24 protein-coding genes are annotated in these 23,013 nt (G+C 63.5%); 3 read left to right on the forward strand and 21 right to left on the reverse strand.

The genetic code is table 11. The features are described 5' to 3' along the window. Position 1 precedes the first annotated feature (1 nt). The 8 genes from pabC to ACIPZH_RS03080 form a co-directional block, all read right to left on the reverse strand. Complete coding sequence (pabC, locus tag ACIPZH_RS03045; protein WP_267822083.1) at positions 2-817, reverse strand: aminodeoxychorismate lyase; 816 nt, start codon at positions 815-817, stop codon at positions 2-4. Next, the gene (fabF, locus tag ACIPZH_RS03050; protein ID WP_349976536.1) at positions 817-2,061 is read right to left on the reverse strand and encodes a beta-ketoacyl-ACP synthase II; all 1,245 of its coding nucleotides are present in this window, start codon (positions 2,059-2,061) and stop codon (positions 817-819) included. The genes pabC and fabF overlap by 1 nt, the downstream gene beginning before the upstream one ends. Before the next feature lie 174 nt (positions 2,062-2,235). Further along, on the reverse strand, positions 2,236-2,472 hold the full coding sequence (acpP, locus tag ACIPZH_RS03055) for an acyl carrier protein (protein WP_241803033.1): 237 nt from the start codon (positions 2,470-2,472) through the stop codon (positions 2,236-2,238). Positions 2,473-2,675: 203 nt separating this feature from the next. After that, positions 2,676-3,416, reverse strand: a complete 741-nt coding sequence (fabG, locus tag ACIPZH_RS03060; RefSeq protein WP_241803032.1) for a 3-oxoacyl-ACP reductase FabG — start codon at positions 3,414-3,416, stop codon at positions 2,676-2,678. A 16-nt stretch (positions 3,417-3,432) separates the two neighbouring features. Next, positions 3,433-4,371 carry an ACP S-malonyltransferase gene (gene fabD, locus ACIPZH_RS03065; protein WP_349976535.1) on the reverse strand — a complete coding sequence of 313 codons (939 nt, stop codon included), beginning with the start codon at positions 4,369-4,371 and terminating at the stop codon, positions 3,433-3,435. Positions 4,372-4,498: 127 nt separating this feature from the next. Beyond that, a complete protein-coding gene (plsX, locus tag ACIPZH_RS03070) occupies positions 4,499-5,509 on the reverse strand; it encodes a phosphate acyltransferase PlsX (protein WP_400635058.1) in 1,011 nt (336 codons plus the stop codon). A gap of 3 nt (positions 5,510-5,512) precedes the next feature. Next, positions 5,513-5,695 (reverse strand): 50S ribosomal protein L32, encoded by a 183-nt coding sequence (gene rpmF, locus ACIPZH_RS03075; protein WP_010223221.1) that lies wholly within the window; start codon positions 5,693-5,695, stop codon positions 5,513-5,515. A gap of 13 nt (positions 5,696-5,708) precedes the next feature. Beyond that, entirely contained in the window at positions 5,709-6,236 is a 528-nt protein-coding gene (locus ACIPZH_RS03080; RefSeq protein WP_012313431.1) for a YceD family protein, read from the reverse strand. Between the two features lie 96 nt (positions 6,237-6,332). Between ACIPZH_RS03080 and ACIPZH_RS03085 the strand changes: the two genes are divergently transcribed. Next, on the forward strand, positions 6,333-6,911 hold the full coding sequence (locus ACIPZH_RS03085; RefSeq protein WP_267822064.1) for a nucleoside triphosphate pyrophosphatase: 579 nt from the start codon (positions 6,333-6,335) through the stop codon (positions 6,909-6,911). Between the two features lie 23 nt (positions 6,912-6,934). Here ACIPZH_RS03085 and ACIPZH_RS03090 read toward each other — a convergent pair whose 3' ends face one another. Genes ACIPZH_RS03090 through rluC form a run of 3 tightly spaced genes read right to left on the reverse strand, consistent with a single transcriptional unit; the run spans position 6,935 to position 9,603 of the window. Beyond that, on the reverse strand, positions 6,935-7,960 hold the full coding sequence (locus tag ACIPZH_RS03090; protein WP_400635060.1) for a S49 family peptidase: 1,026 nt from the start codon (positions 7,958-7,960) through the stop codon (positions 6,935-6,937). Positions 7,961-7,962: 2 nt separating this feature from the next. Then, on the reverse strand, positions 7,963-8,643 hold the full coding sequence (locus tag ACIPZH_RS03095; protein WP_400635062.1) for an HAD family hydrolase: 681 nt from the start codon (positions 8,641-8,643) through the stop codon (positions 7,963-7,965). 3 nt (positions 8,644-8,646) lie between these two features. After that, the gene (rluC, locus tag ACIPZH_RS03100; protein ID WP_042111265.1) at positions 8,647-9,603 is read right to left on the reverse strand and encodes a 23S rRNA pseudouridine(955/2504/2580) synthase RluC; all 957 of its coding nucleotides are present in this window, start codon (positions 9,601-9,603) and stop codon (positions 8,647-8,649) included. An 811-nt stretch (positions 9,604-10,414) separates the two neighbouring features. Between rluC and rne the strand changes: the two genes are divergently transcribed. Then, complete coding sequence (gene rne, locus ACIPZH_RS03105) at positions 10,415-13,693, forward strand: ribonuclease E (protein WP_400635064.1); 3,279 nt, start codon at positions 10,415-10,417, stop codon at positions 13,691-13,693. Between the two features lie 81 nt (positions 13,694-13,774). On the opposite strand, the gene murB is transcribed toward rne, so the two are convergent. The 8 genes from murB to ACIPZH_RS03145 form a co-directional block, all read right to left on the reverse strand. Continuing rightward, positions 13,775-14,794, reverse strand: coding sequence for a UDP-N-acetylmuramate dehydrogenase (murB, locus tag ACIPZH_RS03110; RefSeq protein WP_400635066.1), 1,020 nt, complete (start codon positions 14,792-14,794; stop codon positions 13,775-13,777). Then, positions 14,791-15,255, reverse strand: coding sequence for a low molecular weight protein-tyrosine-phosphatase (locus ACIPZH_RS03115; RefSeq protein ID WP_241803025.1), 465 nt, complete (start codon positions 15,253-15,255; stop codon positions 14,791-14,793). The genes murB and ACIPZH_RS03115 overlap by 4 nt, the downstream gene beginning before the upstream one ends. Continuing rightward, positions 15,255-16,019, reverse strand: a complete 765-nt coding sequence (gene kdsB, locus ACIPZH_RS03120) for a 3-deoxy-manno-octulosonate cytidylyltransferase (RefSeq protein WP_241803024.1) — start codon at positions 16,017-16,019, stop codon at positions 15,255-15,257. Before kdsB ends, ACIPZH_RS03115 begins: the two co-directional genes overlap by 1 nt. Beyond that, on the reverse strand, positions 16,016-16,201 hold the full coding sequence (locus ACIPZH_RS03125; protein WP_003247142.1) for a Trm112 family protein: 186 nt from the start codon (positions 16,199-16,201) through the stop codon (positions 16,016-16,018). The genes kdsB and ACIPZH_RS03125 overlap by 4 nt, the downstream gene beginning before the upstream one ends. A gap of 43 nt (positions 16,202-16,244) precedes the next feature. After that, positions 16,245-17,255 (reverse strand): tetraacyldisaccharide 4'-kinase, encoded by a 1,011-nt coding sequence (lpxK, locus tag ACIPZH_RS03130; RefSeq protein ID WP_400635069.1) that lies wholly within the window; start codon positions 17,253-17,255, stop codon positions 16,245-16,247. After that, positions 17,255-17,689 carry an ExbD/TolR family protein gene (locus tag ACIPZH_RS03135; protein WP_400626926.1) on the reverse strand — a complete coding sequence of 145 codons (435 nt, stop codon included), beginning with the start codon at positions 17,687-17,689 and terminating at the stop codon, positions 17,255-17,257. Before ACIPZH_RS03135 ends, lpxK begins: the two co-directional genes overlap by 1 nt. Further along, a complete protein-coding gene (locus ACIPZH_RS03140; protein ID WP_241803021.1) occupies positions 17,686-18,321 on the reverse strand; it encodes a MotA/TolQ/ExbB proton channel family protein in 636 nt (211 codons plus the stop codon). The genes ACIPZH_RS03135 and ACIPZH_RS03140 overlap by 4 nt, the downstream gene beginning before the upstream one ends. A 68-nt stretch (positions 18,322-18,389) precedes the next feature. Continuing rightward, the gene (locus ACIPZH_RS03145; protein WP_400635071.1) at positions 18,390-20,621 is read right to left on the reverse strand and encodes a DNA internalization-related competence protein ComEC/Rec2; all 2,232 of its coding nucleotides are present in this window, start codon (positions 20,619-20,621) and stop codon (positions 18,390-18,392) included. 142 nt (positions 20,622-20,763) lie between these two features. On the opposite strand from ACIPZH_RS03145, the gene ACIPZH_RS03150 reads away from it, so the two are divergent. Continuing rightward, the gene (locus ACIPZH_RS03150) at positions 20,764-21,390 is read left to right on the forward strand and encodes a DUF2062 domain-containing protein (RefSeq protein ID WP_400635073.1); all 627 of its coding nucleotides are present in this window, start codon (positions 20,764-20,766) and stop codon (positions 21,388-21,390) included. Here the strand turns inward: ACIPZH_RS03150 and ACIPZH_RS03155 are convergent. Both ACIPZH_RS03155 and ACIPZH_RS03160 read right to left on the reverse strand, forming a co-directional pair. Continuing rightward, positions 21,274-22,053 carry an ABC transporter permease gene (locus tag ACIPZH_RS03155; RefSeq protein ID WP_241803018.1) on the reverse strand — a complete coding sequence of 260 codons (780 nt, stop codon included), beginning with the start codon at positions 22,051-22,053 and terminating at the stop codon, positions 21,274-21,276. The genes ACIPZH_RS03150 and ACIPZH_RS03155 overlap by 117 nt on opposite strands. Continuing rightward, positions 22,050-22,982, reverse strand: coding sequence for an ABC transporter ATP-binding protein (locus ACIPZH_RS03160; RefSeq protein WP_241803017.1), 933 nt, complete (start codon positions 22,980-22,982; stop codon positions 22,050-22,052). Before ACIPZH_RS03160 ends, ACIPZH_RS03155 begins: the two co-directional genes overlap by 4 nt. Positions 22,983-23,013: the final 31 nt, after the last annotated feature.

Consider the following 23,013-nt stretch of genomic DNA (forward strand, 5'->3'; position numbering starts at 1 on the left):
TTCAGGTATCCAGTAACGTACGGGCAAAGGCCTGCAGTTTACGGGTGAGTGGGCCCGGCGACCAGTTCAGTGCAGCAAAAGCCCGCACAGGCCAGACCCCATAAACGCTGTTGCAGATAAATACTTCATCGGCCAGCGCAAGCTCATCGAACGCCAGGTCCCGCACTTGCAGCGGGATGGCCTGTGCCTGCGCGTGCTCCAGCAATGCACCGCGCATCACGCCGGCCACGCCGCAACGGCTGAGTTCAGCGGTTAGCAACACGCCGCCGCGCACCAGGAAAAGATTGCTGTAAACACCTTCGACCAGCCTGCCTTGCCCATCACACATCAAGCCTTCGGCATGCTCGCTGTCCTGCCACTCGGCACGGGCCAGCACCTGCTCCAGACGGTTGAGATGTTTGAGGCCCGCCAGTAACGGTTGTTCCCCAAGCCGGGTCTGGCAAGGAAAAAGACGCACACCGTGCTCGGCATGTTCGCCAGGGTAGCTGGGCAAGGGGCCGCCCAGCAGGATGCGCCGCGGCGCAACACCTGCCATTGGCGCATAGCCACGCTGGCTATCGCCCCGGGTAAGGATCAGCTTGGCGACACCGTCGCCCAGTTGGGTGGCATAACGCAGGATTTCATCGCGCACCAGCGCCAGGTCGGCATCGATTGCCAAACGCTGGCAGCCCAGGGCCAGGCGTGCCAGGTGGCCGTCCAGCATGCTGGGACGGCCACTGCGTACGGCGATGGTCTCGAACAGGCCATCGCCGTAGGCCAGGCCACGGTTCTGCAGGTTGACCGCAGTCGCAGGCTGGCCGTCGATCCAGCTGTGCATCAGCCGGCGAACCGGCGGAACACCAGCGAGCCGTTGGTGCCACCAAAGCCGAACGAGTTGGACAGCACTACGTCGATCGGCATGCTGCGCGCCTGATGAGGCACGAAGTCGAGGTCGCAACCTTCGTCCGGCTCATCGAGGTTGATGGTCGGCGGTGCCATCTGGCTGTTGATTGCCAGCACGCTGAAGATCGCCTCTACAGCACCCGCAGCCCCCAGCAGGTGGCCGGTCATCGACTTGGTCGAGCTCACAGCCAGCTTGTAGGCATGCTCGCCGAACACACGCTTGATGGCCGCGACCTCAGCGACGTCGCCAGCCGGAGTCGAAGTGCCATGGGCGTTGATGTAGCTGACCTCAGACGGCTGGATGCCAGCATCGCGCAATGCGTTGGCCATGCAGCGCGCCGCGCCTTCGCCACTGTCGGGCGGCGACGTCATGTGGTAAGCGTCGCCGCTCATGCCGAAACCGACCAGCTCGGCATAAATGGTCGCACCACGGGCCTGGGCGTGCTCGAGCTCTTCGAGTACCAGTGCACCGGCGCCGTCGGAGAGCACGAAGCCGTCCCGCCCCTTGTCCCACGGACGGCTGGCACGGGCCGGCTCATCGTTGCGGGTCGACAGCGCGCGCGAGGCACCAAAGCCGCCCATGCCCAAGCCGCAAGCGGCCATTTCGGCGCCACCGGCGATCATCACGTCGGCTTCACCGTAGGCGATGTTGCGGGCAGCCATGCCGATACAGTGGGTGCCAGTGGTACAGGCCGTGGCAATAGCATAATTCGGGCCCTGCAACCCCAGGTGGATCGACAGGAAGCCGGAGATCATGTTGATGATCGAGCCTGGCACGAAGAACGGCGAGATACGGCGCGGGCCTTGATCGTGCAAGGTCCGGCTGGTTTCTTCGATGTTGGTCAGGCCGCCGATCCCGGAGCCCATGGCCACGCCAATGCGCTCGCGGTTGGCGTCGGTGACTTCCAGGCCGGCATTGCGTACCGCCTGGAAACCGGCCGCCAGGCCGTACTGGATGAACAAGTCAAGCTTGCGAGCTTCCTTGGCCGACAGGTACTGCTCGACCTCGAAGCCCTTCACCGAGCCGCCAAAACGGGTGGAGTAGGCAGAAAGGTCCGTATGCTCGATCGGACCGATGCCACTGCGGCCAGCCAGAATGCCCTGCCAGGTGCTCGGTACATCCGTACCCAGTGGCGACAGCATACCCATACCAGTGACCACGACGCGTCTACGCGACACAGTACTCTCCTTTTCTAATAACAGAGTCTCTTGCCATTGCAATCAAGGCAATGGAATGAAATGGCAACAGGCTCTCGAAGCCCGCGGATCATTGCAGGGCCTTCGCAAAGAAAAAACCGCACGCCGGCAAAGGCAGTGCGGTTCTTCTCGACAAGAAGCGTCGACTACAGCGTCTTAACCCTGGTGGGCGTTGACGTAGTCGATGGCAGCTTGAACGGTAGTGATCTTCTCGGCTTCTTCGTCAGGGATTTCGGTCTCGAATTCCTCTTCCAGAGCCATCACCAGCTCAACGGTGTCAAGCGAATCGGCACCCAGGTCATCGACGAAGGACTTCTCGTTGGTCACTTCCTCTTCCTTGACGCCCAGTTGCTCGGCGACGATTTTCTTGACGCGTTCTTCGATGGTGCTCATACCTAGTTTTCACTCCTAATGGATATATGTCAGGCAGCTGGCCGGTGACCAATTTTATAGAAAGACGTTCGCTTTTCAAGCGCAACGCACTGTCGCTTCAGTCACCGTACCCACTGCCTGGAATCTGGTTGCAGCTTTATAACGGATTTTAGGCTGGGAGTATGACTCTTTTTTTTAGCAATCCGTCACATTGAGTTGCAGTGTTACATGTACATCCCGCCATTCACCGGCACGGTAGCGCCGGTGACATAGGCTGCGCCGTCGGATGCCAGGAAGGAAACCACCTTGGCGATTTCCTCGGCCTGGCCCAGGCGGCCCAGCGGAATCTGGGTCTGCAGGGCTTCGCGCTGCGCTTCTGGCAGTTCGCGGGTCATGTCGGTATCGATGAAGCCTGGGGTCACCGAGTTGACGGTGATACCACGCGAGCCGACTTCACGCGCCAGGGCGCGGCTGAAGCCTTCGAGGCCGGCCTTGGCGGCCGCATAGTTGGCCTGGCCAGCGTTACCCATGGCACCGACGACCGAGCCGATGCTGATGATACGACCCCAACGCGCCTTGGTCATGCCACGCAGCACGCCCTTGGACAAACGGTAGAGGCTGTTGAGGTTGGTGTCGATCACGTCGAACCACTCGTCGTCCTTCATGCGCAGCATGAGGTTGTCGCGGGTGATGCCCGCGTTGTTGACAAGAATGGCCGGGGCACCGAACTGCTCGCCGATGGCACCTAGCACCGCGTCCACGGACTCGGCGCTGGTGACGTTCAGCTCCATGCCGGTACCGGTGATACCGTGCTCTTTGAGGGTGGCAGCGATGCGCTCGGCACCGGAAGCCGAAGTGGCGGTACCGATCACGGTCGCGCCCTGGCGGCCCAGTTCGAGGGCGATGGCCTGGCCGATACCCCGGCTGGCGCCGGTAACCAGTGCAACTTTACCTTGCAGGCTCATGCAAGCTTCTCCAAATTCAGGCCAATGCCGCACGGGTGGCGGCGACGGCGTCGGGGGTATTGAGGTTGTAGGTGGTCACACCATCGGCGCAACGCTTGTTCAGGCCAGCCAGCACCTTGCCAGGACCACACTCGACCAGGTTGACCGCACCGTTGGCGGCGAGGGTCTGCACGCATTCAACCCAGCGAACCGGCTGATACAGCTGCGCCAACAGGTCCTGCTTGAGGGTATCGAGGTTGGCGGCGACGGCGGCAGTCACGTTCTGCACTACCGGAATCTGCGGCGCCTTCCATTCGACGGCATTGACGTGCTCGGCGAAACGCTCGGCAGCCGGCTTCATCAGGGCGCAGTGCGATGGCACGCTCACCGGCAGCGGCAAGGCACGCTTGGCGCCCTTGGCTTTGCACAGCTCGATGGCACGATTGACCGCGGCGACGTTACCGGCGATGACGACCTGGCCCGGCGAGTTGAAGTTGACTGCGCTGACCACTTCATCTTCGGCGGCTTCGGCGCAAATGGCCTTCACATCATCGTCGCCCAGGCCAAGGATCGCGGCCATGGCGCCATGACCGGCCGGCACGGCTTCTTGCATCAGTTCGCCGCGGCGCTTGACCAGCCTGACGGCATCTTTGAGCGACAGGCTTCCAGCAGCGACCAAAGCGCTGTATTCGCCCAGGCTGTGGCCCGACACGAAGGCCGGCTGCGCGCCACCCTCCTCCAGCCACAGGCGCCACAGGGCGATGGAGGCCGTGAGGATGGCCGGCTGGGTCTTGTCGGTTTGGTTGAGTTGCTCTTCCGGGCCTTCCTGGACCAGTTCCCACAGGTCGTAACCCAGGGCCTCGGAGGCTTCCTTGAAGGTCTCAACGATCACCGGCTTTTCGGCGCCCAGTTCTTTGAGCATGCCCAGCGACTGGGAACCTTGACCGGGGAAGACGAATGCGAGGGATGCAGACATTGAACAAGCCCTTATGATCTTGTCGTCGGATAGGGTGCGCCGAGCCAAAGGCTAGACGCGGAAACTGAAAACTTGGATGGAAACGCGGACCAAGCGGTCACATTTAAGCACTTCATCGGCGAAATGCCTAAGGCAAGAGGTCTTCGAGGCGCCCGTGCAGGCGCTGCGGCAGGTTTTCCTGAATCTCGATCAAGGCACGCTGGATGGCGCTTTGAAAGCCCTGCACGCCAGCCGAGCCATGGCTCTTGATGACGATACCCTGCAGCCCCAGAAAACTTGCCCCATTGTGCCGCGCCGGCGCCAGGTCGGCCTGCAGACGCTTGAGCAGCGGCATCGCGACGGCCCCGGCAACACGCGACAACGGCCCACCCTTGAACAGCTTTTCGATGCGCGCAGCGATCATCGTCGCCAGGCCCTCGCTGGATTTGAGCAGGATATTGCCGACAAAGCCGTCGCATACCACCACGTCCGCCTCCCCACGATACAGGCCATCCCCCTCGACGAAGCCGACATAATTCAGGCCGCGGGCGTTCTGCAACAGCGTGGCAGCCAGCTTGACCTGCTGATTGCCCTTGATGTCCTCGGTGCCGATGTTCAACAGTGCCACGCGCGGGCGCTGCACACCCAAGGCCTGCGCGGCCACCGAGCCCATTACGGCGAACTGGTAGAGGTTCTCGGCACTGCAGTCGACGTTGGCACCCAGATCGAGCAGCTGACAGTAGCCGGCCTGGGTCGGGATAGCCGCAACCATGGCCGGCCGGTCGATACCCGGCAGCGTCTTGAGCACCATGCGCGACAGCGCCATCAGCGCGCCAGTATTGCCGGCACTGACGCAGGCCTGGGCCTTGCCATCACGCACCAGTTCGAGGGCGATGCGCATCGACGAATCCGGCTTGCCGCGCAACGCCTGGGATGGCCGCTCGTCCATACCGATCACCTCACTGGCAGCGACAATCTGCAGGCGCGCGCGATCCGCAGCCGCAAGGCCAGTGACAAGATCTTCTAGGAGGGAGGGTTGACCGACGAGGGTCAAGTGCAGCGAGGGGGTAGCCGAAAGGCAGGCAATGCTAGCCTGGACAATGCTGCGGGGACCGAAGTCCCCGCCCATTGCGTCGATCGCGATGACCTGAGCAGACAAGGATTACTCGTCAGCGCCCTTGTCGATCACTTTACGACCACGGTATACGCCTTCTGGCGATACGTGGTGACGCAGGTGTACTTCACCGGTGGTTTTCTCTACCGACAGCGCGTTTTCCGACAGAGCGTCGTGCGAACGGCGCATGTCACGGGCAGAGCGGGATTTTTTGTTCTGCTGAACAGCCATAATTGATTAACTCCTAAACGTTTGGGTCACGCTTTAACTGCGCCAAAACACTGAACGGGTTGGACCGCGATACCTCGTCCTTGCTCGATTCGGGCTCGTCTGCGCCCGCCGGCTGCTGGCATTCTTCCGGATGATGAGCAGGCACGATGGGCAAGGCGAGCAGAAGCTCCTCCTCGATCAAGGCCTGCAGATCCAAAGGATCTTCGCCCAGTTCCAGCACGTCATAGCCTTTCGGCAACGACTGGGTATTCGCACCCTCCTTCACCACAGCGTAAGTACATTCGCTGTGAATCGGCAGGGTGACCAGCTCAAGACAACGCTGGCAAACCATTTTGACTTCGACATCCAGCTCGCTGTGGATAACCACTACGTGCTGTTCATCTCGTTCAAAATCGAACTTCGCCTGCACCGTACCGACATTGTCGGAAAGCGGGTCGCAGAGTCTTTCCAAATCAGCGAGTTGCAGCGAACCGTTAAGGGTTACGCCACGATCGGCTAATTTGCGCGGGTCAACGTGAGGTGGAATCGGGTCATTCAACATAGGCGCAGCATTCTAGGGATGCCCCCTGCACCTGTCAAAGGAAATTCGGCGGCATGTTGCATGTTAGAATCGGGATCAACTGATCAGGAGTCTACCATGCTGCCTTTATTGCTGGCTTCCAGCTCCCCTTACCGGCGCGAACTGCTCGCGCGCCTGGGCCTGCCCTTCACGTGGGCCAGCCCCGACCTGGACGAGCGACCGCTCGCTGACGAACCTGCCACGGACCTGGTGCGACGCCTGGCCAGGCAGAAGGCCGAGGCACTCGCCGGCAGCCACCAGCAACACCTGATCATCGGCTCTGACCAGGTTGCGGTACTCGGCGAGCAGATCCTGGGCAAGCCGCACAGTTTCGAGCGGGCCTGCGAACAGCTGCTTGCGGCCAGCGGGCAGCACGTTACCTTCCTGACCGGGGTGGCGCTGCTGAACACCGCCACAGGGCAATGCCAGGTCGATTGTGTACCGTTTACCGTGACCCTGCGGGAACTGGATCGGGCGCGCGTGGAGCGCTACGTGACGGCCGAGCAGCCCTTGGATTGCGCGGGCAGCTTCAAGGCAGAAGGGCTGGGCGTGAGCCTGTTCCAAAGCACCCACGGGAGCGACGCCACCAGCCTGATCGGCCTACCGTTGATTCGGCTGGTGGACATGCTGAGCAAAGAAGGCGTGGCAGTACCATGAGACCGCCAGGGGCCGGCCTGCCCTCAGCGCAGAGCAGGCCCCTGGAAGCCCATGTACAGGGCTAACTTCTCGGCCACGCTGGCACCGAGGCGCTTGGAGAAGCGATCGAACGGCGACTCCTCGACGGTGAAATCGACCAACTCTTTCTCACCCACGATCTCACGGGCCACATAGCTCGCACTGCCCAGACCGTCGACGAGCCCCAGCGCCTTGGCCTGCTCACCCGACCACACCAGGCCACTGAACAGCTCTGGATGCTCCTTGTCTTTCAAGCGATCGCCGCGCCCCTGCTTGACCATGGCGATGAACTGCTGGTGAGTAGTGTTCAGCACACCCTGCCAGAACGCCCGCTCTTCAGGCTTTTCCGGCGAAAATGGGTCCAGGAACGCCTTGTGCTCACCGGCCGTGTAGGTACGCCGCTCGATGCCCAGTTTCTCCATCGAACCTACAAACCCGTAACCGGCCGCCGTCACACCGATGGAACCCACCAGGCTGGCCTTGTCGGCATAGATCTCATCCGCCGCACTGGCGATGTAGTAGGCACCGGACGCACCCAGGTCGGTGATCACAGCGTACAACTTGATATCCGGATACTCACCGCGCAGGCGACGGATCTCGTCATAGACATAACCTGCCTGCACCGGACTACCGCCCGGGCTGTTGATCCGCATGATCACGGCTTTGGTCTTTGGATCCTTGAAGGCTTCGCGCAGGCTCTTGACGAGGTTGTCGGCACTGGCCGCCTCTTGATCCGCGATCACGCCGCGCACCTCCACCAACGCGGTATGGTTGGTGCCGCGCGAGGCAGCCTTGTCCATATCCGTCCAAGGCAGGAACAGGGCCAATACACCGAAGAGGTACACGAACGTCAGCAGCTTGAAGAAGATACCCCAGCGACGCGCCCTGCGCTGCTCCTGGACACTGGCCAGCACGGTCTTTTCCAGCAGCTTCCAGCTCTTGCGCTCTACGCGCTCATCCTCTTCACGGTCTTCGCGCGCAAGGCGCTCTTCTTCCGTCTCGGAACCCGGTGCTTTCCACTCGTCAACCATGCTCACCTACCTTGGAATTGGATTTGCGCAGAACCTGCCAGCCACTCGCGCAACTGGGAAAAATGATCGATGCACACCTGCGGACCGAACTCGGCCAAAGCCTGCAGCGACATGGCACCATAGCCCACGGCCGCCGAATGCATACCCGCGTTTTTCGCCATCAGCAGATCGAATGCCGAATCTCCGACCATCAGCGCCTGCCCAGGTTGGACACCGCAATGGCCCAGAATTTCCTCGAGCATCAGCGGATGGGGCTTGCCGCGGGTTTCATCAGCAGCACGCGTGATGTCGAAAAACCGCTCCCAACCATTGGCCCTGAGCACCCGATCCAGACCACGGCGCGCCTTGCCAGTGGCAACCGCCAGGCGATAACCCTCGGCCCGGAAGGCCTCCAGCGACTCGATCACCCCCTCGAACAACGGCGAAGGCTGCTGATCAAGCGCCGTATAAATGTCGGCATAGTGCTGACGGAAGGTTTCGACCTGCACAGGATCGAGGTGCGGGTAGAGGGTGGAAATGGCCTCACCAAGCGCCAGGCCGATGATGCCCTTGATAGCTTCCTCCGGGCTTGGCGCCTCACCGGCACGTTCGGCAGCGGCATTCATCGACTCAACGATCCGCCCGATCGAGTCGGCCAAGGTGCCGTCCCAGTCGAAGATCAGCAACTCGTAAGACTTCTTCATGAATCAGGACGCCCCCAGTCGCTCCACGGTTTTCGCCCAGACTTCGTCCACCGGCGCCTCGAGCTTGAGCTCGCCACCATCAGGCAGCGGCACGGTGAGAGCATAGGCATGCAGGAACAGGCGCTTGCCGCCCAGGTCACGAATCTCGCGGCTGAAGTCCTCGTCGCCATACTTGCTGTCACCGGCGATCATGTGGCCGGCGTGCAGCGTATGCACGCGAATCTGATGGGTACGCCCGGTGATAGGGCGAGCCTCGACAATGGTGGCGAACTCGCCGAAACGGCGAAGCACACGGAACAGGGTGAGCGCCTCTTTGCCCTCGTCGTTCACCTCGACCATACGCTCGCCCGAACGCAGGTTGCTCTTGAGCAACGGAGCATTGACCTGCTTCTTCGAGGTAGGCCAGTGGCCACGCACCAGCGCCATGTAGCGCTTGTCGACCCCATCACCGCGCAATGCGGCATGCAGGTGGCGCAGCATGCTGCGCTTCTTGGCGATCATCAGCAGGCCAGAGGTGTCGCGGTCCAGGCGGTGCACAAGCTCCAGCTCCTTGGCATCCGGACGCAGCTGGCGCAGCGCCTCGATCACCCCAAAGCTCAGGCCACTGCCACCATGCACGGCGATACCGGCCGGCTTGTTCATCACGATCAGCGCCTTGTCTTCGTAGACGATGGCGGCTTCCAGGCGCTGCAGCAGGCCCTGGGCAACCGGGGCCGGCTCGTCACGCTCAGGCAGGCGCACGGGCGGTACACGGACGATGTCACCGGCCTGGATCTTGTACTCAGGCTTGACACGGCCCTTGTTGACCCGAACCTCGCCTTTGCGCAGGATGCGGTAGACCAGCGTCCTGGGCACGCCCTTGAGCGCGGTGATGAGGAAATTGTCGATACGTTGGCCGGCAAGCTCCGGCGCGACTTCGATCAGCTGAACGCCGGAAGTCGGAGGGGTATTGGTCGTCATCGAGGGATCATAACAATTTTTTATGGAATTGAAGCACTTAATCATTACTGCTATAGTCGCGAACGCCGCCAAAAGCGGTAGGCCAGCGGCACCAGGCCCTTAGCCGGTCCCTGACCAACGCAATTCTGCAGGACGCGAGGCCGTCCTACGGGGTTTTCGCCAGTTTACCGAATTGCCTGGAATCGCCACCAGCGCTGTGTAGAGAAGACCGAAAAAAAACGACAAGTGCGGTGTTTCACCTGCTTACCCGCTTCTTTTCGCTGCACCTCTGCCCGCCCCGACGCTTGCACGCAACGCACGGCGAATGCTTCGGAAATACCTGCCTTGGACATGAATGGCGTCAGCGCGGAAATTGCGCTGGCGAAAAATGCAACCCGTTGCGGATTCAGCGCGCGGCAGCACCCGAATTATCAGGGATACGTGCAGGGTGGAGATGCACAGCCCTCGGACCGTGTAGCACCGCGTCCGGCCACCGGCCCAATGCATGGCCGGCGAGCGGATAAGGTCCTGAACAGATGCCCCATGGGCGTACACGGCTGACGGTTGATTCCTCCTCCTGACTGAGTGCACGAGGCCTGCTGGGTTGATTCGGATATCGATTCGGATATCTCTGCAGATACCGCAGGGGCCTCTTGGCACCGCAGCAAACAGGACGCGTCGTCGCGACAACGGCAGGCTGGGAAACCGGCTGGTGCCGAACGTTGCTCGACACGGGGGTGGCCCGGCCACCCTTTGCGCACCTTGGCACCGACCATGAGAAGTCGTGTGTGCCGAACGCCGTTTCCGGCAGCCCGGAAACCGACGGTACAACATGAAAAGAATGCTGATTAACGCAACTCAACCCGAAGAGTTGCGTGTAGCCCTGGTGGACGGCCAACGTCTCTACGACCTGGACATCGAGTCCGGTGCGCGTGAGCAGAAAAAGGCCAACATCTACAAAGGCAAGATCACCCGGATCGAGCCCAGCCTCGAAGCCGCCTTCGTCGACTTCGGCTCTGAACGTCACGGCTTCCTGCCGCTGAAGGAAATCTCCCGCGAGTACTTCAAGAAAGCCCCTGAAGGCCGCGTCAACATCAAGGACGTCCTGAGCGAAGGCCAGGAAGTCATCGTCCAGGTCGAGAAGGAAGAGCGCGGCAACAAAGGCGCCGCCCTGACCACCTTCATCAGCCTGGCAGGCCGCTACCTGGTCCTGATGCCAAACAACCCCCGTGCCGGCGGCATCTCCCGCCGCATCGAAGGCGAAGAGCGCAACGAACTGCGTGAAGCCCTCAACGGCCTGACCGTGCCAGGCGACATGGGCCTGATCGTGCGCACCGCGGGCCTTGGCCGCAGCAGCGAAGAAATGCAGTGGGACCTCGACTACCTGCTGCAGCTGTGGACCGCCATCAAGGAAGCCTCCCTGGACCGCGCTGCACCGTTCCTGATCTACCAGGAAAGCAACGTCATCATCCGCGCCATCCGCGACTACCTGCGCCAGGACATCGGCGAAGTGCTGATCGACAGCATCGATGCCCAGGAAGAAGCCCTGACCTTCATCCGCCAGGTGATGCCGCAATACGCCAGCAAGGTCAAGCTGTACGAAGACAGCGTGCCGCTGTTCAACCGCTTCCAGATCGAAAGCCAGATCGAGACCGCCTTCCAGCGCGTCGTCGACCTGCCCTCTGGCGGTTCGATCGTGATCGACCCGACCGAGGCCCTGGTTTCCATCGACATCAACTCGGCGCGCGCCACCAAGGGCAGCGACATCGAGGAAACCGCGCTGCAGACCAACCTGGAAGCGGCCGAAGAAATCGCCCGCCAGCTGCGCCTGCGCGACATCGGCGGCCTGATCGTGATCGACTTTATCGACATGACACCGGCAAAAAACCAGCGCGCCGTCGAAGAACGTGTACGCGAAGCCCTCGAGGCTGACCGCGCGCGCGTGCAGGTCGGCCGCATCTCGCGCTTCGGCCTGCTGGAAATGTCCCGTCAGCGCCTGCGCCCGTCGCTGGGCGAAAGCAGCGGCATCGTCTGCCCGCGCTGCTCCGGCACCGGCATCATCCGCGATGTCGAATCGCTGTCCCTGGCCATCCTGCGCCTGATCGAGGAAGAAGCCCTGAAGGACCGTACTGCCGAAGTACGCGCTCAGGTACCGATCCCGGTCGCCGCATTCCTGCTCAACGAGAAGCGCAACTCGATCACCAAGATCGAACTGCGCACCCGTGCCCGCATCATCATTCTGCCGAACGACCACCTGGAAACCCCGCACTTCGAAGTCCAGCGCCTGCGCGACGACAACCCGGAAGTGCTGAACAACCAGTCCAGCTACGAAATCGCGGCCTCCGAAACCGAAGAAGCACCGCAGCCGACCGCCACGCGCACCCTGGTGCGTCAGGAAGCAGCGGTCAAGACCGCACCGGCCCGCGCCAACGCGCCGGTACCGAGCACTGTCGAAGAGCAGCAGCCTGCCGCACCGGCCGCCGCGGCAGCCAGCGTACCGGAGCCAAGCCTGTTCAAAGGCCTGGTGAAGTCGCTGGTCAGCCTGTTCGCCGGCAAGGAAGAGCCTGCCGCCGCCCCGGTGGTCACCACCGAGAAGCCTGCCCCCGAGCGCACTCAGCGTAACGAGGAGCGTCGCAACGGCCGCCAGCAGAGCCGCAACCGCAACGGCCGCCGTGACGAAGAGCGCAAACCACGTGAAGAGCGCGCCGAGCGTGCCCCGCGTGAAGAGCGCCAACCACGTGAGGAGCGCGCACCGCGGGAAGAACGTGCACCGCGTGAAGAGCGTGCACCGCGCGAAGAACGCGCCCCTCGTCAGCCACGCGAAGACCGCCGCGGCAACCGCGAAGAGCGCGTACGCGAACTGCGTGAGCCGCTGGATGCAACACCGGCCGCTCGTGAAGAACGCCAGCCACGTGAAGAGCGTGCACCGCGCGAAGAACGCGCTCCACGTGAAGAGCGCGCGCCTCGCGAAGAACGTGCACCGCGTGAAGAGCGCGCTCCACGTGAAGAACGTGCCCCTCGTGAAGAGCGCGCTCCACGTGAAGAACGTGCCCCTCGTGAAGAACGTGCCCCTCGTGAAGAGCGTGCACCACGTGAAGAACGTGCACCGCGTGAAGAACGTCAGCCACGCCCTCCACGCGAAGAGCGCCAGCCCCGTGAAGCCGAGCAGGCTGCCGAGAAGGCTGCAGAACTCGCCGATGAGCAACTGCCGAACGAAGAGCTGCAACAGGACGAGCAGGAAGGCTCCGATGACGAGCGTCCGCGCCGCCGCTCCCGCGGCCAGCGTCGCCGCAGCAACCGTCGTGAACGTCAGCGCAACGCCAATGGCGAGCTGATCGAAGGCAGCGATGAAGAAGGCAGCGACGAGCAACCACAACAGCACCAGGCCACCGAGCTGGGTGCCGAACTGGCTGCCGGCCTGGCCGTCACCGCCGCTGTCGCCAGCAGCAACATCAGTGCTGGCGCCGAAGCGCAAGCCAACCAGCAGGCTGAACGCGCCAGCGCCGAAACTGCGGCCACCGACAACAGCGAAGCGGCTCAGCCGGCCGAGCAGGTCGAAGCCGTCGCCAAGGCCGAGGAAATCGCCATTGCACCGGTGGTCGAGCAGCCGCTCAGCGAGCCGGTCGTTGCAGTCGAAGCCAACGCCGCGCCTGTGGTTGAAGTTGCCCCTGAGCCGGTAGTCGAACAAGCGCCTGCGGCCGAACCGGTAGTGGTTGCCGAGGCGCCTGTAGTGGCACCTGTAGAGGCACCTGTCGAAGCTCCGGTGATCGAAGCGGGTGAAGCCGAGAAGGCCCAAGTCGCCGTTGAACAAGCGCCGGCTGCCGAGCTGCCTGCCGTTGTCGCCCAAACCCAGCCAGAAGTGGCTGTCGAGCCGGCAGCAACCGTAGTCGAAGCAGCGCCTGTGGTCGCCGAGCCTGCCCCGGTGGAAACCCCGGCAGTGCCCGAAGCGGCGACCGTGATGCTGCCTAACGGCCGCGCCCCTAACGACCCACGTGAAGTGCGTCGTCGCAAGCGCGAGGCCGAAGCGGCTGCCAAGGCTGCGCAGGAAGCGGCCACTGCAGGTACGCCAGCGCTGGAAACCGCCGATGAGCACAAACCTCATCACGGTTGATAGCCACGGCTGAATGAAAAAGCCCCGCCAGTGTGAACTGGCGGGGCTTTTTCTTGGCCGCTTGGGGTGCCTGCACCGGGCTCAGTACAGGTTGGGCTCCATCTCCAGCGCAACCCCGAACCGCGCCAGGATATCCGCCTGAATGCGTTGCGCCAGGCCATGCAACTGCGCTCCGCTTGCCTGGCCATAATTGACCAGCACCAGCGACTGCAAACGGTGCACACCGGCATCGCCATCTCGATACCCCTTCCAGCCGGCCTGCTCGATCAACCAGCCTGCCGCCAGCTTGACCTGCCCGTCAGCCTGGGGATAAGCCACCACACCTGGAAACTCAGCGCGGATCCGCGCCAGCTGTTCGACGGCAACCACCGGGTTCTTGAAAAAGCTGCCGGCATTGCCCAGCTCAGCCGGATCGGGCAGTTTCTCGCGGCGAATGCTGCAAATAGCGTCGCTGATGGCCTGCGCCGTCGGCGCCTGCACGCCCTGCTCGGCCAGGCGCTGACGTACCGGGCCGTAATCCAGATGGGCCTGCAGCCGATGGCTCAAGGCAAAGCGCACCCGCAGGATCAACCACCGCCCAGGGTTACGCTTGAACAGGCTGTCGCGGTAACCAAAAGCACATTCCTCAAGCCCGAAGTCACGCAGCTCGCCTGTGTGCCGGTCCAGCGCCGTCAACCCGGCGAACACATCCTTGATTTCCACGCCGTAGGCGCCCACATTCTGCATCGGCGCAGCCCCTACCGTGCCCGGGATAAGGCTGAGGTTTTCAAGGCCACAAAAGCCTTGCTGCAACGACCATTGCACGAACGGGTGCCAAGGCTCGCCCGCCTCGGCCTCGACCAGCACACGCCCTGCGTCATCACCGAGGACGTGGCGGCCACGGCTGGCCATGTGCAGTACCAGCGCGTCGACATCACGGGTCAGCAGCAGGTTGCTGCCGCCGCCGATGACCATCACCGCAAGCCCTCGCTGGCGCGCTTGCGCCAGGGCCTCGCGCACCTCGTCGTCGCTCTGTACCTGGGCGAAGTACCGGGCTTTCACATCGATGCCAAAGGTGTTGTAAGGCTTAAGCGAAACCTGCTGCTGCCAGTGCGCCGTCATAACCGCCCCTTGATTTCGACAACCAGCTCACGGCAGGCCGCCTCGATCAGGTCCAGCACCTGCTCGAACCCCTCTGCGCCGCCGTAGTAAGGGTCCGGCACTTCATCCACAGCCGCCCCATAGCGGCGCAGGAACAGGTCAAGCTCGCCAATCGCATTGGGGGCACGCATGGCGCGCAGGTGGCGCAGGTTGCTTTCGTCCATGGCCAGAATCAGGTCGTACTCGGCAAAGTGCTCAGCCTTGACCTGCTGGGCACGCTGTTGCGACAGGTCATAGCCCCGCGCCAGTGCGGCCTTGCAGGTGCGGCGGTCAGGCCCCTTGCCCACGTGCCAGTCACCGGTCCCGGCGGACGCCACCTGCACCTGCCCAGCCAGGCCAGCGGCCTGCAACTGATGGCGCAGCACACCCTCGGCGGTGGGCGACCGGCAGATATTGCCCAGGCAAACGAACAGGACGCGCATCAGGCCTCCAGCAAGCGCCGTACGCGCTCGAGGTCGTGTGCAGTATCGACACCCACTGCTGGCGCCTCGATGGCATCGGCCACGTGGATACGCACGCCATGCCAGAGGGCACGCAGTTGCTCAAGCGCCTCGGTCTGCTCGAGCCAGCACGGCCCCCAGCTGACGAAGTCCTGAAGGAAACCGACGCGGTAGGCGTACATGCCGATATGGCGGCGGTAAGGCACACCTTGCGGCAGTTGGTTGCGGTCATTGGCGAAAACGTCACGTGCCCACGGCAGCGGCGCACGGCTGAAGCTCAAGGCCAGGCCGTTCTTGTCGCTGACCACCTTGACCGCATTGGGGTTGAACACGGTTTCGGGGTCATGGATCGGCTCGGCCAGGGTGGCAATACCTGCCTCCGGATGCGCCGCCAGGTTGGCTGCGACCTGGTCGATGATCACCGGCGGAATGAGCGGCTCATCCCCCTGGACGTTGACCACGATGGCGTCGGCCGGCAGGCCAAGCTGCGCAGCCACTTCAGCCAGGCGGTCGGTACCCGACTCATGGTCGGCGCGGGTCATCAGTACTTCAGCGCCAAAGGCCTGGCAGGCCTCGACGATACTGGCGTCGTCGGTGGCGATGACCACACGGCCGGCACCGCTCTTGCGCGCCTGCTCCCAGACGTGCTGAACCATCGGCTTGCCGGCGATCAGCAACAACGGCTTGCCCGGCAGGCGCGTCGAGCGCAGCCGGGCGGGAATGACCACGGTGAAGTTCAGGCTCATTTGTCCAGACGCTCGTCGTCGGTCAGGGTGCGCGCCTCGCTTTCCAGCATCACCGGGATGCCATCGCGGATCGGGTAGGCCAGGCCAGCGCCCTTGCTGATCAGCTCGGTCTTGTCAGCGCTGAGCTTGAGCGGCCCCTTGGTGATCGGGCAGGCCAGGATGTCGAGCAATTTGGTGTCCATGGAAGCTTCCTTGAGGCCAGATGGCCGGAAATTGAAAAGGGGCTCAGGGCGTTCGCGGCCCTGGCAGCAAGCGTTGCAGCTGGCTGTCGAACCAGTCGCAGAAGGCCGGCGTCGGCAGCGCCTCCACGGCCAGGTACCACCAGTCGTCGGCAGCGAAGGCCCGGCACTTCACCGCGTCCTTCTCGGTCATCACCAATGGCAGCGACGGGCTGAAAGCCAGGTTTTGCGCGCTGAACTGGGCGTGGTCGGCGAACGGATGCGGCACCGGCTGCCAGTTTAGCCCCAGCAGGGTGTTGAAGAAACGTTGCGGGTTGCCGATACCGGCCACCGCATGCAGGCGCTGGCCAGGAGCAAAGAAGTCGAGCGCGCGGCGCTCTCCACTGCGCAGGTTGACCAGCGCACTGGGTTGCAGACGAAAAGCGAAGCCCTCCGGGCGGTCGGCAGTGGCGCCATTGAACAGCACCGCATCGGCCTCTTGCAGGCGCGCGGCAGGCTCGCGCAGGGGGCCGGCCGGCAGGCAGCGACCATTGCCCAGGCCACGGGCAGCATCGATCAGCACCAGCTCCAGGTCGCGCGCCAGGCGATAGTGCTGCATACCGTCGTCACACAGGATCAGGTCCAACGGCTCGCTGGCCAGCAATGCCTGCACGGCGCGGGAGCGGTCGGGGTCGATCATCAGCGGCACACCCGTGCGCTGAACGATCAGCAAAGGCTCATCGCCGGCCTGCTCGGCACGCTGCGAGGCTTCGACACGCCAGGGCAACCGAGGCGGTGTTGCACCGTAGCCGCGGCTGACCACCCCCACCCTCAGCCCCTGGCGCCGGCAATGCTCGATCAACCAGAGGATCATCGGCGTCTTGCCGGTGCCGCCAACGGTGATGTTGCCCACTACGATGACCGGCACCGGGGCGCGGTAGCTGGCGCTTTCGCCACTGAGAAACCGCGCGCGCTTGCGCGTCACCACCCGCCGGTAAAGCGCCTCGAGCGGGCGCAGCAGGGCAAGGGCCGGATGCCCGGCGTACCAGGCGGCTAGCAGACGGTCGGCGAGCGCCATCAAGGTGTCCCCTGGGCAGCCTCGACGGTGGTCATGCGCAGGTGGCTGAAACCGAGCTTGCCGGCGGCATCCATCGCAGTGATCACGGCCTGGTGCGGGGTCTTGCCGTCGGCGCTGATGGCCAGCGGCAGCGTGTTGTCACCGCCCGACTCGCGCTGGATCGCCTCGGTCAGGGTGGCCAGGTCGCTCTTGGGCAACAGGTGGTTGTTCACCGAATACACGCCATCGGCACTGATGGTGACCTCCACCAGCTTTTCCTGGTCTGCGCCTGGCTGTTCGGCGCTGACGGCCTCAGGCAGCTCCACACGCAGCTGGGTCTCACGGGTGAAGGTGGTGGTGACCACGAAGAACAGCAGCAGGACGAACACCACGTCGATCAACGACGCCAGGTTGATGTCGACGTTCTCCCGCTGGCGATTGCGCCGGAACTTCACGCCTTGCCTCCGGCCACTTCGACTTCACGGTCGCCCTGGATGACCTCCACCAGCTTGATTGCCTCCTGCTCCATGCCCACCACCAGTTCGTCGATGCGGCGCAGCAGGAAACGGTGGAAGAACACGGCCGGGATGCCGACCATCAGGCCAGCCGCCGTAGTGACCAGCGCTTTGGAAATACCACTGGCCAGCACGGCCGCATTGGCGGTCATCTGCGTCCCCATGAAGGCGCTGAAGATATCGATCATGCCCAGTACGGTACCGAGCAGGCCAAGCAGCGGGGCCATCGCGGCGATGGTACCGAGCGTGCTGATGTAGCGCTCCAGTTCGTGGATGACCCGCGAGGCCGACTCCTCGATGCACTCTTTCATGATTTCACGGCCATGGCGCGAGTTGGCCAGGCCCGCAGCGAGGATCTCACCCAGCGGCGAATCGGCGCGCAGGGCCTTGAGCTTGTCACTGGTGAGTTGCTTGTCCTTGATCCACATCCATACCTGGCCCAGCAGGTGTGGCGGGGTAACGCGGCTGGCGCGCAGGGTCCACAGGCGCTCGACGACGATAGCCATGGCAGCGATGGAGCTCAGAATGATCGGCAGCATCATCCAACCACCGGACTTGACCAATTCCCACACAGTAAACGCCCCCTCGGAAAAAGGCCGCCACTCTAACATAGGCGCGCGGGGGGCTCATCTGCCGAAGGTCAGGGAATTGCGTGGGGGGATGCACCCCTACTGCGCCAAAAGCGTCGTTGCCCCCGTACGCCCTCCACTTCGCCACGGCTGCCCAACACCAAGCGCAACGCCCCCTCCACCGCCGTATCGTGAATGGCCAGCCCATGCCGCCGATACCGCTCGAGCACCTGCACATGCGGATGCCCGAAACCGTTGTTACGCCCGCGCGAAATCAGCACCCCGCGCGGCGCCGTGGCGCGGATGAATGCCTCGGTCGAGGAACTGCGGCTGCCATGGTGCGGCGACTGCAGCCAATCGATACGTGGCGCGGCGTGGTCCGCCAACCATGCGCGCTCGGCCCCCGCCTCCATATCGCCGGCCAATAGCAGCCGCTCTCCCTGCGCCTCGACCAGCAGCACGCACGAGCGGTCGTTGCTGCTCTGCCCTTGGGCCCAATGCCACAGCGAAAAGCGCACCCCATCCCATTCCCACTGCTCACCACGGGTACAAGGCTGCAGGGCAAGGCTCTCCAGCGCTTCGCCGCCCAGCGCACGCACCACCGGCAACCCTCGGTAGACGGCCGGTGCGCCACCGGCATGGTCGGCATGGGCATGGCTGACGAGCATGATGTCCAGGCGCTTGACGCCCAGCTTGTGCAAAGTCGGCAACACCACCCGCTCACCCAGATCACTATCGCCCCGCGCAGGCCCGGCGTCATAGAGCAGGCTGTGATGTTGCGTGCGCAGCAATACCGCCAAGCCCTGCCCGACATCCAGCTGCCAGACTTCCACCTGCCCTGGGGGCACAGCTTCCCTGGGCACCCACAACGCCAGCAGCAGGGTCCCGCCCAGGCTGCGCAGGGGCACGCCGGACGGCAGCAGCACCAGCAACGCCCCCAGGCAGACCATCAGCCAGGCCCAGGTCGGCAACCCAGGCGGTAGCCATGCCGGGCGCCAGTCCGCTACCCACGCCAGCAGCCGGAACAACACGTCCAAGAGCCCACCTGCCAGCCACAACAGGCCTTCACCTACCCCTGCCAACGGCAGCAGCAAGGTCCCAAGCAGCGCCAAAGGCAATACCGCCAGGCTGATCCAGGGTACTGCCAGCAAGTTGGCCAATGGCGCACTCAGGCTGACCGGCAAACCGGTGGCGATCAATACCGGCAGCAGCCCGATGGCGATCACCCACTGGGCGCGGGTCCACCCTTGCCAGGGCCGCCACCTGCCAAGACGCGAACTGAAGCAATAGACCAGGGTCGCCACTGCCGCGAACGACAGCCAGAACCCAGGCAACAGCGGGGCCAGGGGCTCGGCCAGCAGCACCCCGGTGAGCGCCAGCAGCAAAGGGAACAGCGCCCCAAGATGGCGAAAGCGCAGGCGCCAGAGCAAAACCACGGCCAGCATCAGGCAGGCGCGCTGCACCGGCCCCCCCGCACCGGCCAGCCAGCCATAGGCCAGCGCCGCGCCCAGGGCCAGGCCACATGCACACGGCAACCAAGGTAGAGCCGCAGGCCACAGGCCTCGGCGCGCCAGGCCGGCGACTATGGCGTAAAGCAAGCCGGCGACCAGGCCGATGTGCTGCCCCGAAATCACCAACAGGTGGACCGTGCCCGTGGCCTGCAGCGCTTGCCAGTCCTCACGGGCCAAGCCGGCGCCATCACCGAGCACCAGCGCGACGAGGGCAGCTTCCCGGCCATGGGCGGCGACACTCAACAAGCGCTGGCGCAGAGCGTCACGCCAGCCCGGCTGCGCGGCATCCAGCACATGGCCGGCCTTGACCGTGCCAGTGGCGCCGATGCGCCTGGCCAACAACTGTGCCTCCCGGTCCGGACCATGCGGGTTGAGCAGCCCGGCCGGGCGCTGCAGGGTAGCGGCCAGGCGCCAGCGCTCGCCAGCACGCAGCGGTGGGCCATCGAACCACTGCAATTGCAGGCGCTGGGGCAACGCAGCGCGGCGCGAGCGCGGTTGCTCCAGCTCAAAGCGCACCCCACGCGCCGTGTGCGTCGGCAAGCCGACCACCCGGCCCTCCAGCCACAGCGTACGGCCATCCAGGCCAGGGGCCAGGCGATCATCCAGCGCCTGCTGCGCCGACCAGCAAGCCCAGCACAGCCCCAGCGCAAAGCAACCCAGCGGCCAAAGGCGTGTGCACAGGCAAAGCAGGCCGCCACCGAGCAGCAGCCACAGCCACCCGACCGATGGCAATTGGGGAACAATACCCAGGCACAACAGCCCGAGCGCCAGCGCAAACATCCCTGTGCGCATGAGTTAGAGCTCCGGAAACCGAATGACCCACTCAGGCATAGACGAAAAGACGCCGAGGCTCGCTCAACAATTGTCACAAACTCTGAACGAGGCTGAGATGGAATCAAGGCATACTTGCGTGATGACCGCTCGGGGAGCCTACATGCCGCGCCGCCTTTTCAAACGCTACATGCCGGATCCGACCAGCATTCGGGAACACAAGTCCTTACGCTTTTTCGGCAAGTTGCTGCATGATCCGAATCTTTGGCACCTAAACCGCCATTCGGTGGCCAGGGCCATGGGCGTGGGCCTGTTCGCGGCGTTGATTCCCGTCCCCATGCAGATGCTGCTGGCCGCAGCGCTGGCGATCCCGGTGCGTGGCAACCTGCCGATCGCCGTCAGCCTGGTATGGCTGACCAACCCGCTGACCATGCCACCGGTATTTTTCGTCACCTACATGACCGGCGCCTGGTTGCTGGGCACGCCGCCGCGCAGCCTGCCCGACGACCTCACCTTCGAATGGATCACCGACCAGCTGGCAACGCTATGGCAGCCGTTCCTGCTGGGCTCGGTGTTGTGCGGTGTGGTGCTGGGCATCGTCGCCTGGTTCACCACCCTGCTGTACTGGCGCTGGTGGATTGGCCGGCAATGGCGCCGGCGCAAGCACAGGGCCTCAGGCGCGCATGCCGCGGCCGCTGACCAGCAGGCGAACGCACAGTGCATACAGCACCGCGGTGGCGACCAGCATGAAGGTGATCGCCGTACCAATGCTGATATCCGACACCCCTAGGATGCCGTAGCGGAACGAGTTGACCATGTGCAGCACCGGGTTGGCCAGCGACACGGTCTGCCAGAACGGCGGCAGCAGGTTGATCGAATAGAACACCCCGCCCAGGTAGGTCAGCGGCGTCAGCACGAAGGTCGGGATGATCGAGATGTCGTCGAAGTTACGTGCGAACACGGCGTTGACGAAGCCCAGCAGCGAGAAAATGGTGGCCGTCAGCAACACCACGACCACGGTCACACCCAAGTGGTGCACCTGCAGGTCGGTAAAGAACATCGACAGGAGGGTCACGATCACCCCGACCGCCAGCCCGCGCAGCACGCCACCCAGCACATAGCCGACGAGAATCGTGTGCGGCGACACCGGCGACACCATCAGCTCTTCGATCGAGCGCTGGAACTTGCTGCCGAAGAAGCTCGACACCACGTTGCCGTAAGAGTTGGTGATCACCGACATCATGATCAGCCCCGGCACGATGTACTGCATGTAGGTGAATCCACCCATGTCGCCGATCTGCCGGCCAATCAGGTTACCGAAGATGACGAAGTACAGCACCATGGTAATGGCCGGGGGCAGCAAGGTTTGCGGCCAGATACGCAGGAAGCGCCGCACTTCGCGGTAGACGATGGTGTTCAGGGCGACCCAGTTGGTGCGCAGTTCCACACTCATACGGCCACCTTCGACAGGTTCTTTTCCACCAGTGACACAAACAGCTCCTCGAGTCGGTTGGTCTTGTTGCGCAGGCTCTGCACCTCGATGTTCTGCAGCGCCAGCTGGGCGAACAGCGCGGTGATGCCAAGGTCCTTTTCCACTTGCACCTCAAGGCTGTGCGGGGTCAGCAGCCGGCACGGGTAGCCTTGCAGCACTGGCGCGCTGGCAAGGTCCTGCTTGATGTCGAGCACGAAGGTCTCCACATGCAGCTTGCCCAGCAACTGGCGCATGCTGGTGTTCTCGACGATGGTGCCGTGGTCGATGATGCCGATGTTACGGCACAGCTGTTCGGCTTCTTCCAGGTAGTGGGTGGTCAGGATGATGGTGATGCCCTTCTGGTTGAGCTCGGTGAGGAAGCTCCACATCGACCGGCGCAGCTCGATGTCCACCCCTGCGGTCGGTTCATCGAGGATCAGCAGGCGTGGCTCGTGGATCAACGCCCGGGCGATCATCAGCCGGCGCTTCATGCCGCCGGACAACGAGCGCGACTGGACATCGCGCTTGTCCCACAACCCCAACTGGGTCAGGTACTGTTCAGCGCGCTCTTTGGCCAGTTTTGGCGGGATACCATAATAGCCGGCCTGGGTGACCACGATATCGAAGGTCTTCTCGAACTGGTTGAAGTTGAACTCCTGCGGCACCACCCCCAGGCAGCGCTTGAGCGCAGCAGGCTCACGATCCAGGTCGTGGCCGAACACGTTCACCGTGCCAGTGGTCTTGTTGACCAGCGTCGAGAGGATGCCGATGGTGGTGGATTTACCGGCGCCGTTGGGGCCGAGCAAGGCGAAGAAGTCACCTTCGGCGACGTCCAGGTCGATCCCTTTGAGGGCCTGGAAGCCGTTACCGTAGGTTTTGGTCAACTGTCGGATGGACAGGGCAGAACTCATAGCGGGTCACGTACCGAGTGAAAAGGTCAGG

Source organism: Pseudomonas sp. NPDC089758 (assembly GCF_044748705.1).
GTDB classification, from domain to species: Bacteria; Pseudomonadota; Gammaproteobacteria; order Pseudomonadales; family Pseudomonadaceae; genus Aquipseudomonas; species Aquipseudomonas putida_X.

Coding starts and splice junctions, on each gene's coding strand:
- pabC (WP_267822083.1), bottom strand. CDS start 817: ATGCACAGCTGGATCGACGGCCAGCCTGCGACTGCGGTCAACCTGCAG.
- acpP (WP_241803033.1), bottom strand. CDS start 2,472: ATGAGCACCATCGAAGAACGCGTCAAGAAAATCGTCGCCGAGCAACTG.
- fabG (WP_241803032.1), bottom strand. CDS start 3,416: ATGAGCCTGCAAGGTAAAGTTGCACTGGTTACCGGCGCCAGCCGGGGT.
- fabD (WP_349976535.1), bottom strand. CDS start 4,371: ATGTCTGCATCCCTCGCATTCGTCTTCCCCGGTCAAGGTTCCCAGTCG.
- rpmF (WP_010223221.1), bottom strand. CDS start 5,695: ATGGCTGTTCAGCAGAACAAAAAATCCCGCTCTGCCCGTGACATGCGC.
- ACIPZH_RS03080 (WP_012313431.1), bottom strand. CDS start 6,236: ATGTTGAATGACCCGATTCCACCTCACGTTGACCCGCGCAAATTAGCC.
- ACIPZH_RS03085 (WP_267822064.1), top strand. CDS start 6,333: ATGCTGCCTTTATTGCTGGCTTCCAGCTCCCCTTACCGGCGCGAACTG.
- ACIPZH_RS03090 (WP_400635060.1), bottom strand. CDS start 7,960: ATGGTTGACGAGTGGAAAGCACCGGGTTCCGAGACGGAAGAAGAGCGC.
- ACIPZH_RS03095 (WP_400635062.1), bottom strand. CDS start 8,643: ATGAAGAAGTCTTACGAGTTGCTGATCTTCGACTGGGACGGCACCTTG.
- rluC (WP_042111265.1), bottom strand. CDS start 9,603: ATGACGACCAATACCCCTCCGACTTCCGGCGTTCAGCTGATCGAAGTC.
- rne (WP_400635064.1), top strand. CDS start 10,415: ATGAAAAGAATGCTGATTAACGCAACTCAACCCGAAGAGTTGCGTGTA.
- murB (WP_400635066.1), bottom strand. CDS start 14,794: ATGACGGCGCACTGGCAGCAGCAGGTTTCGCTTAAGCCTTACAACACC.
- ACIPZH_RS03115 (WP_241803025.1), bottom strand. CDS start 15,255: ATGCGCGTCCTGTTCGTTTGCCTGGGCAATATCTGCCGGTCGCCCACC.
- kdsB (WP_241803024.1), bottom strand. CDS start 16,019: ATGAGCCTGAACTTCACCGTGGTCATTCCCGCCCGGCTGCGCTCGACG.
- ACIPZH_RS03125 (WP_003247142.1), bottom strand. CDS start 16,201: ATGGACACCAAATTGCTCGACATCCTGGCCTGCCCGATCACCAAGGGG.
- lpxK (WP_400635069.1), bottom strand. CDS start 17,255: ATGGCGCTCGCCGACCGTCTGCTAGCCGCCTGGTACGCCGGGCATCCG.
- ACIPZH_RS03145 (WP_400635071.1), bottom strand. CDS start 20,621: ATGCGCACAGGGATGTTTGCGCTGGCGCTCGGGCTGTTGTGCCTGGGT.
- ACIPZH_RS03150 (WP_400635073.1), top strand. CDS start 20,764: ATGCCGCGCCGCCTTTTCAAACGCTACATGCCGGATCCGACCAGCATT.
- ACIPZH_RS03155 (WP_241803018.1), bottom strand. CDS start 22,053: ATGAGTGTGGAACTGCGCACCAACTGGGTCGCCCTGAACACCATCGTC.
- ACIPZH_RS03160 (WP_241803017.1), bottom strand. CDS start 22,982: ATGAGTTCTGCCCTGTCCATCCGACAGTTGACCAAAACCTACGGTAAC.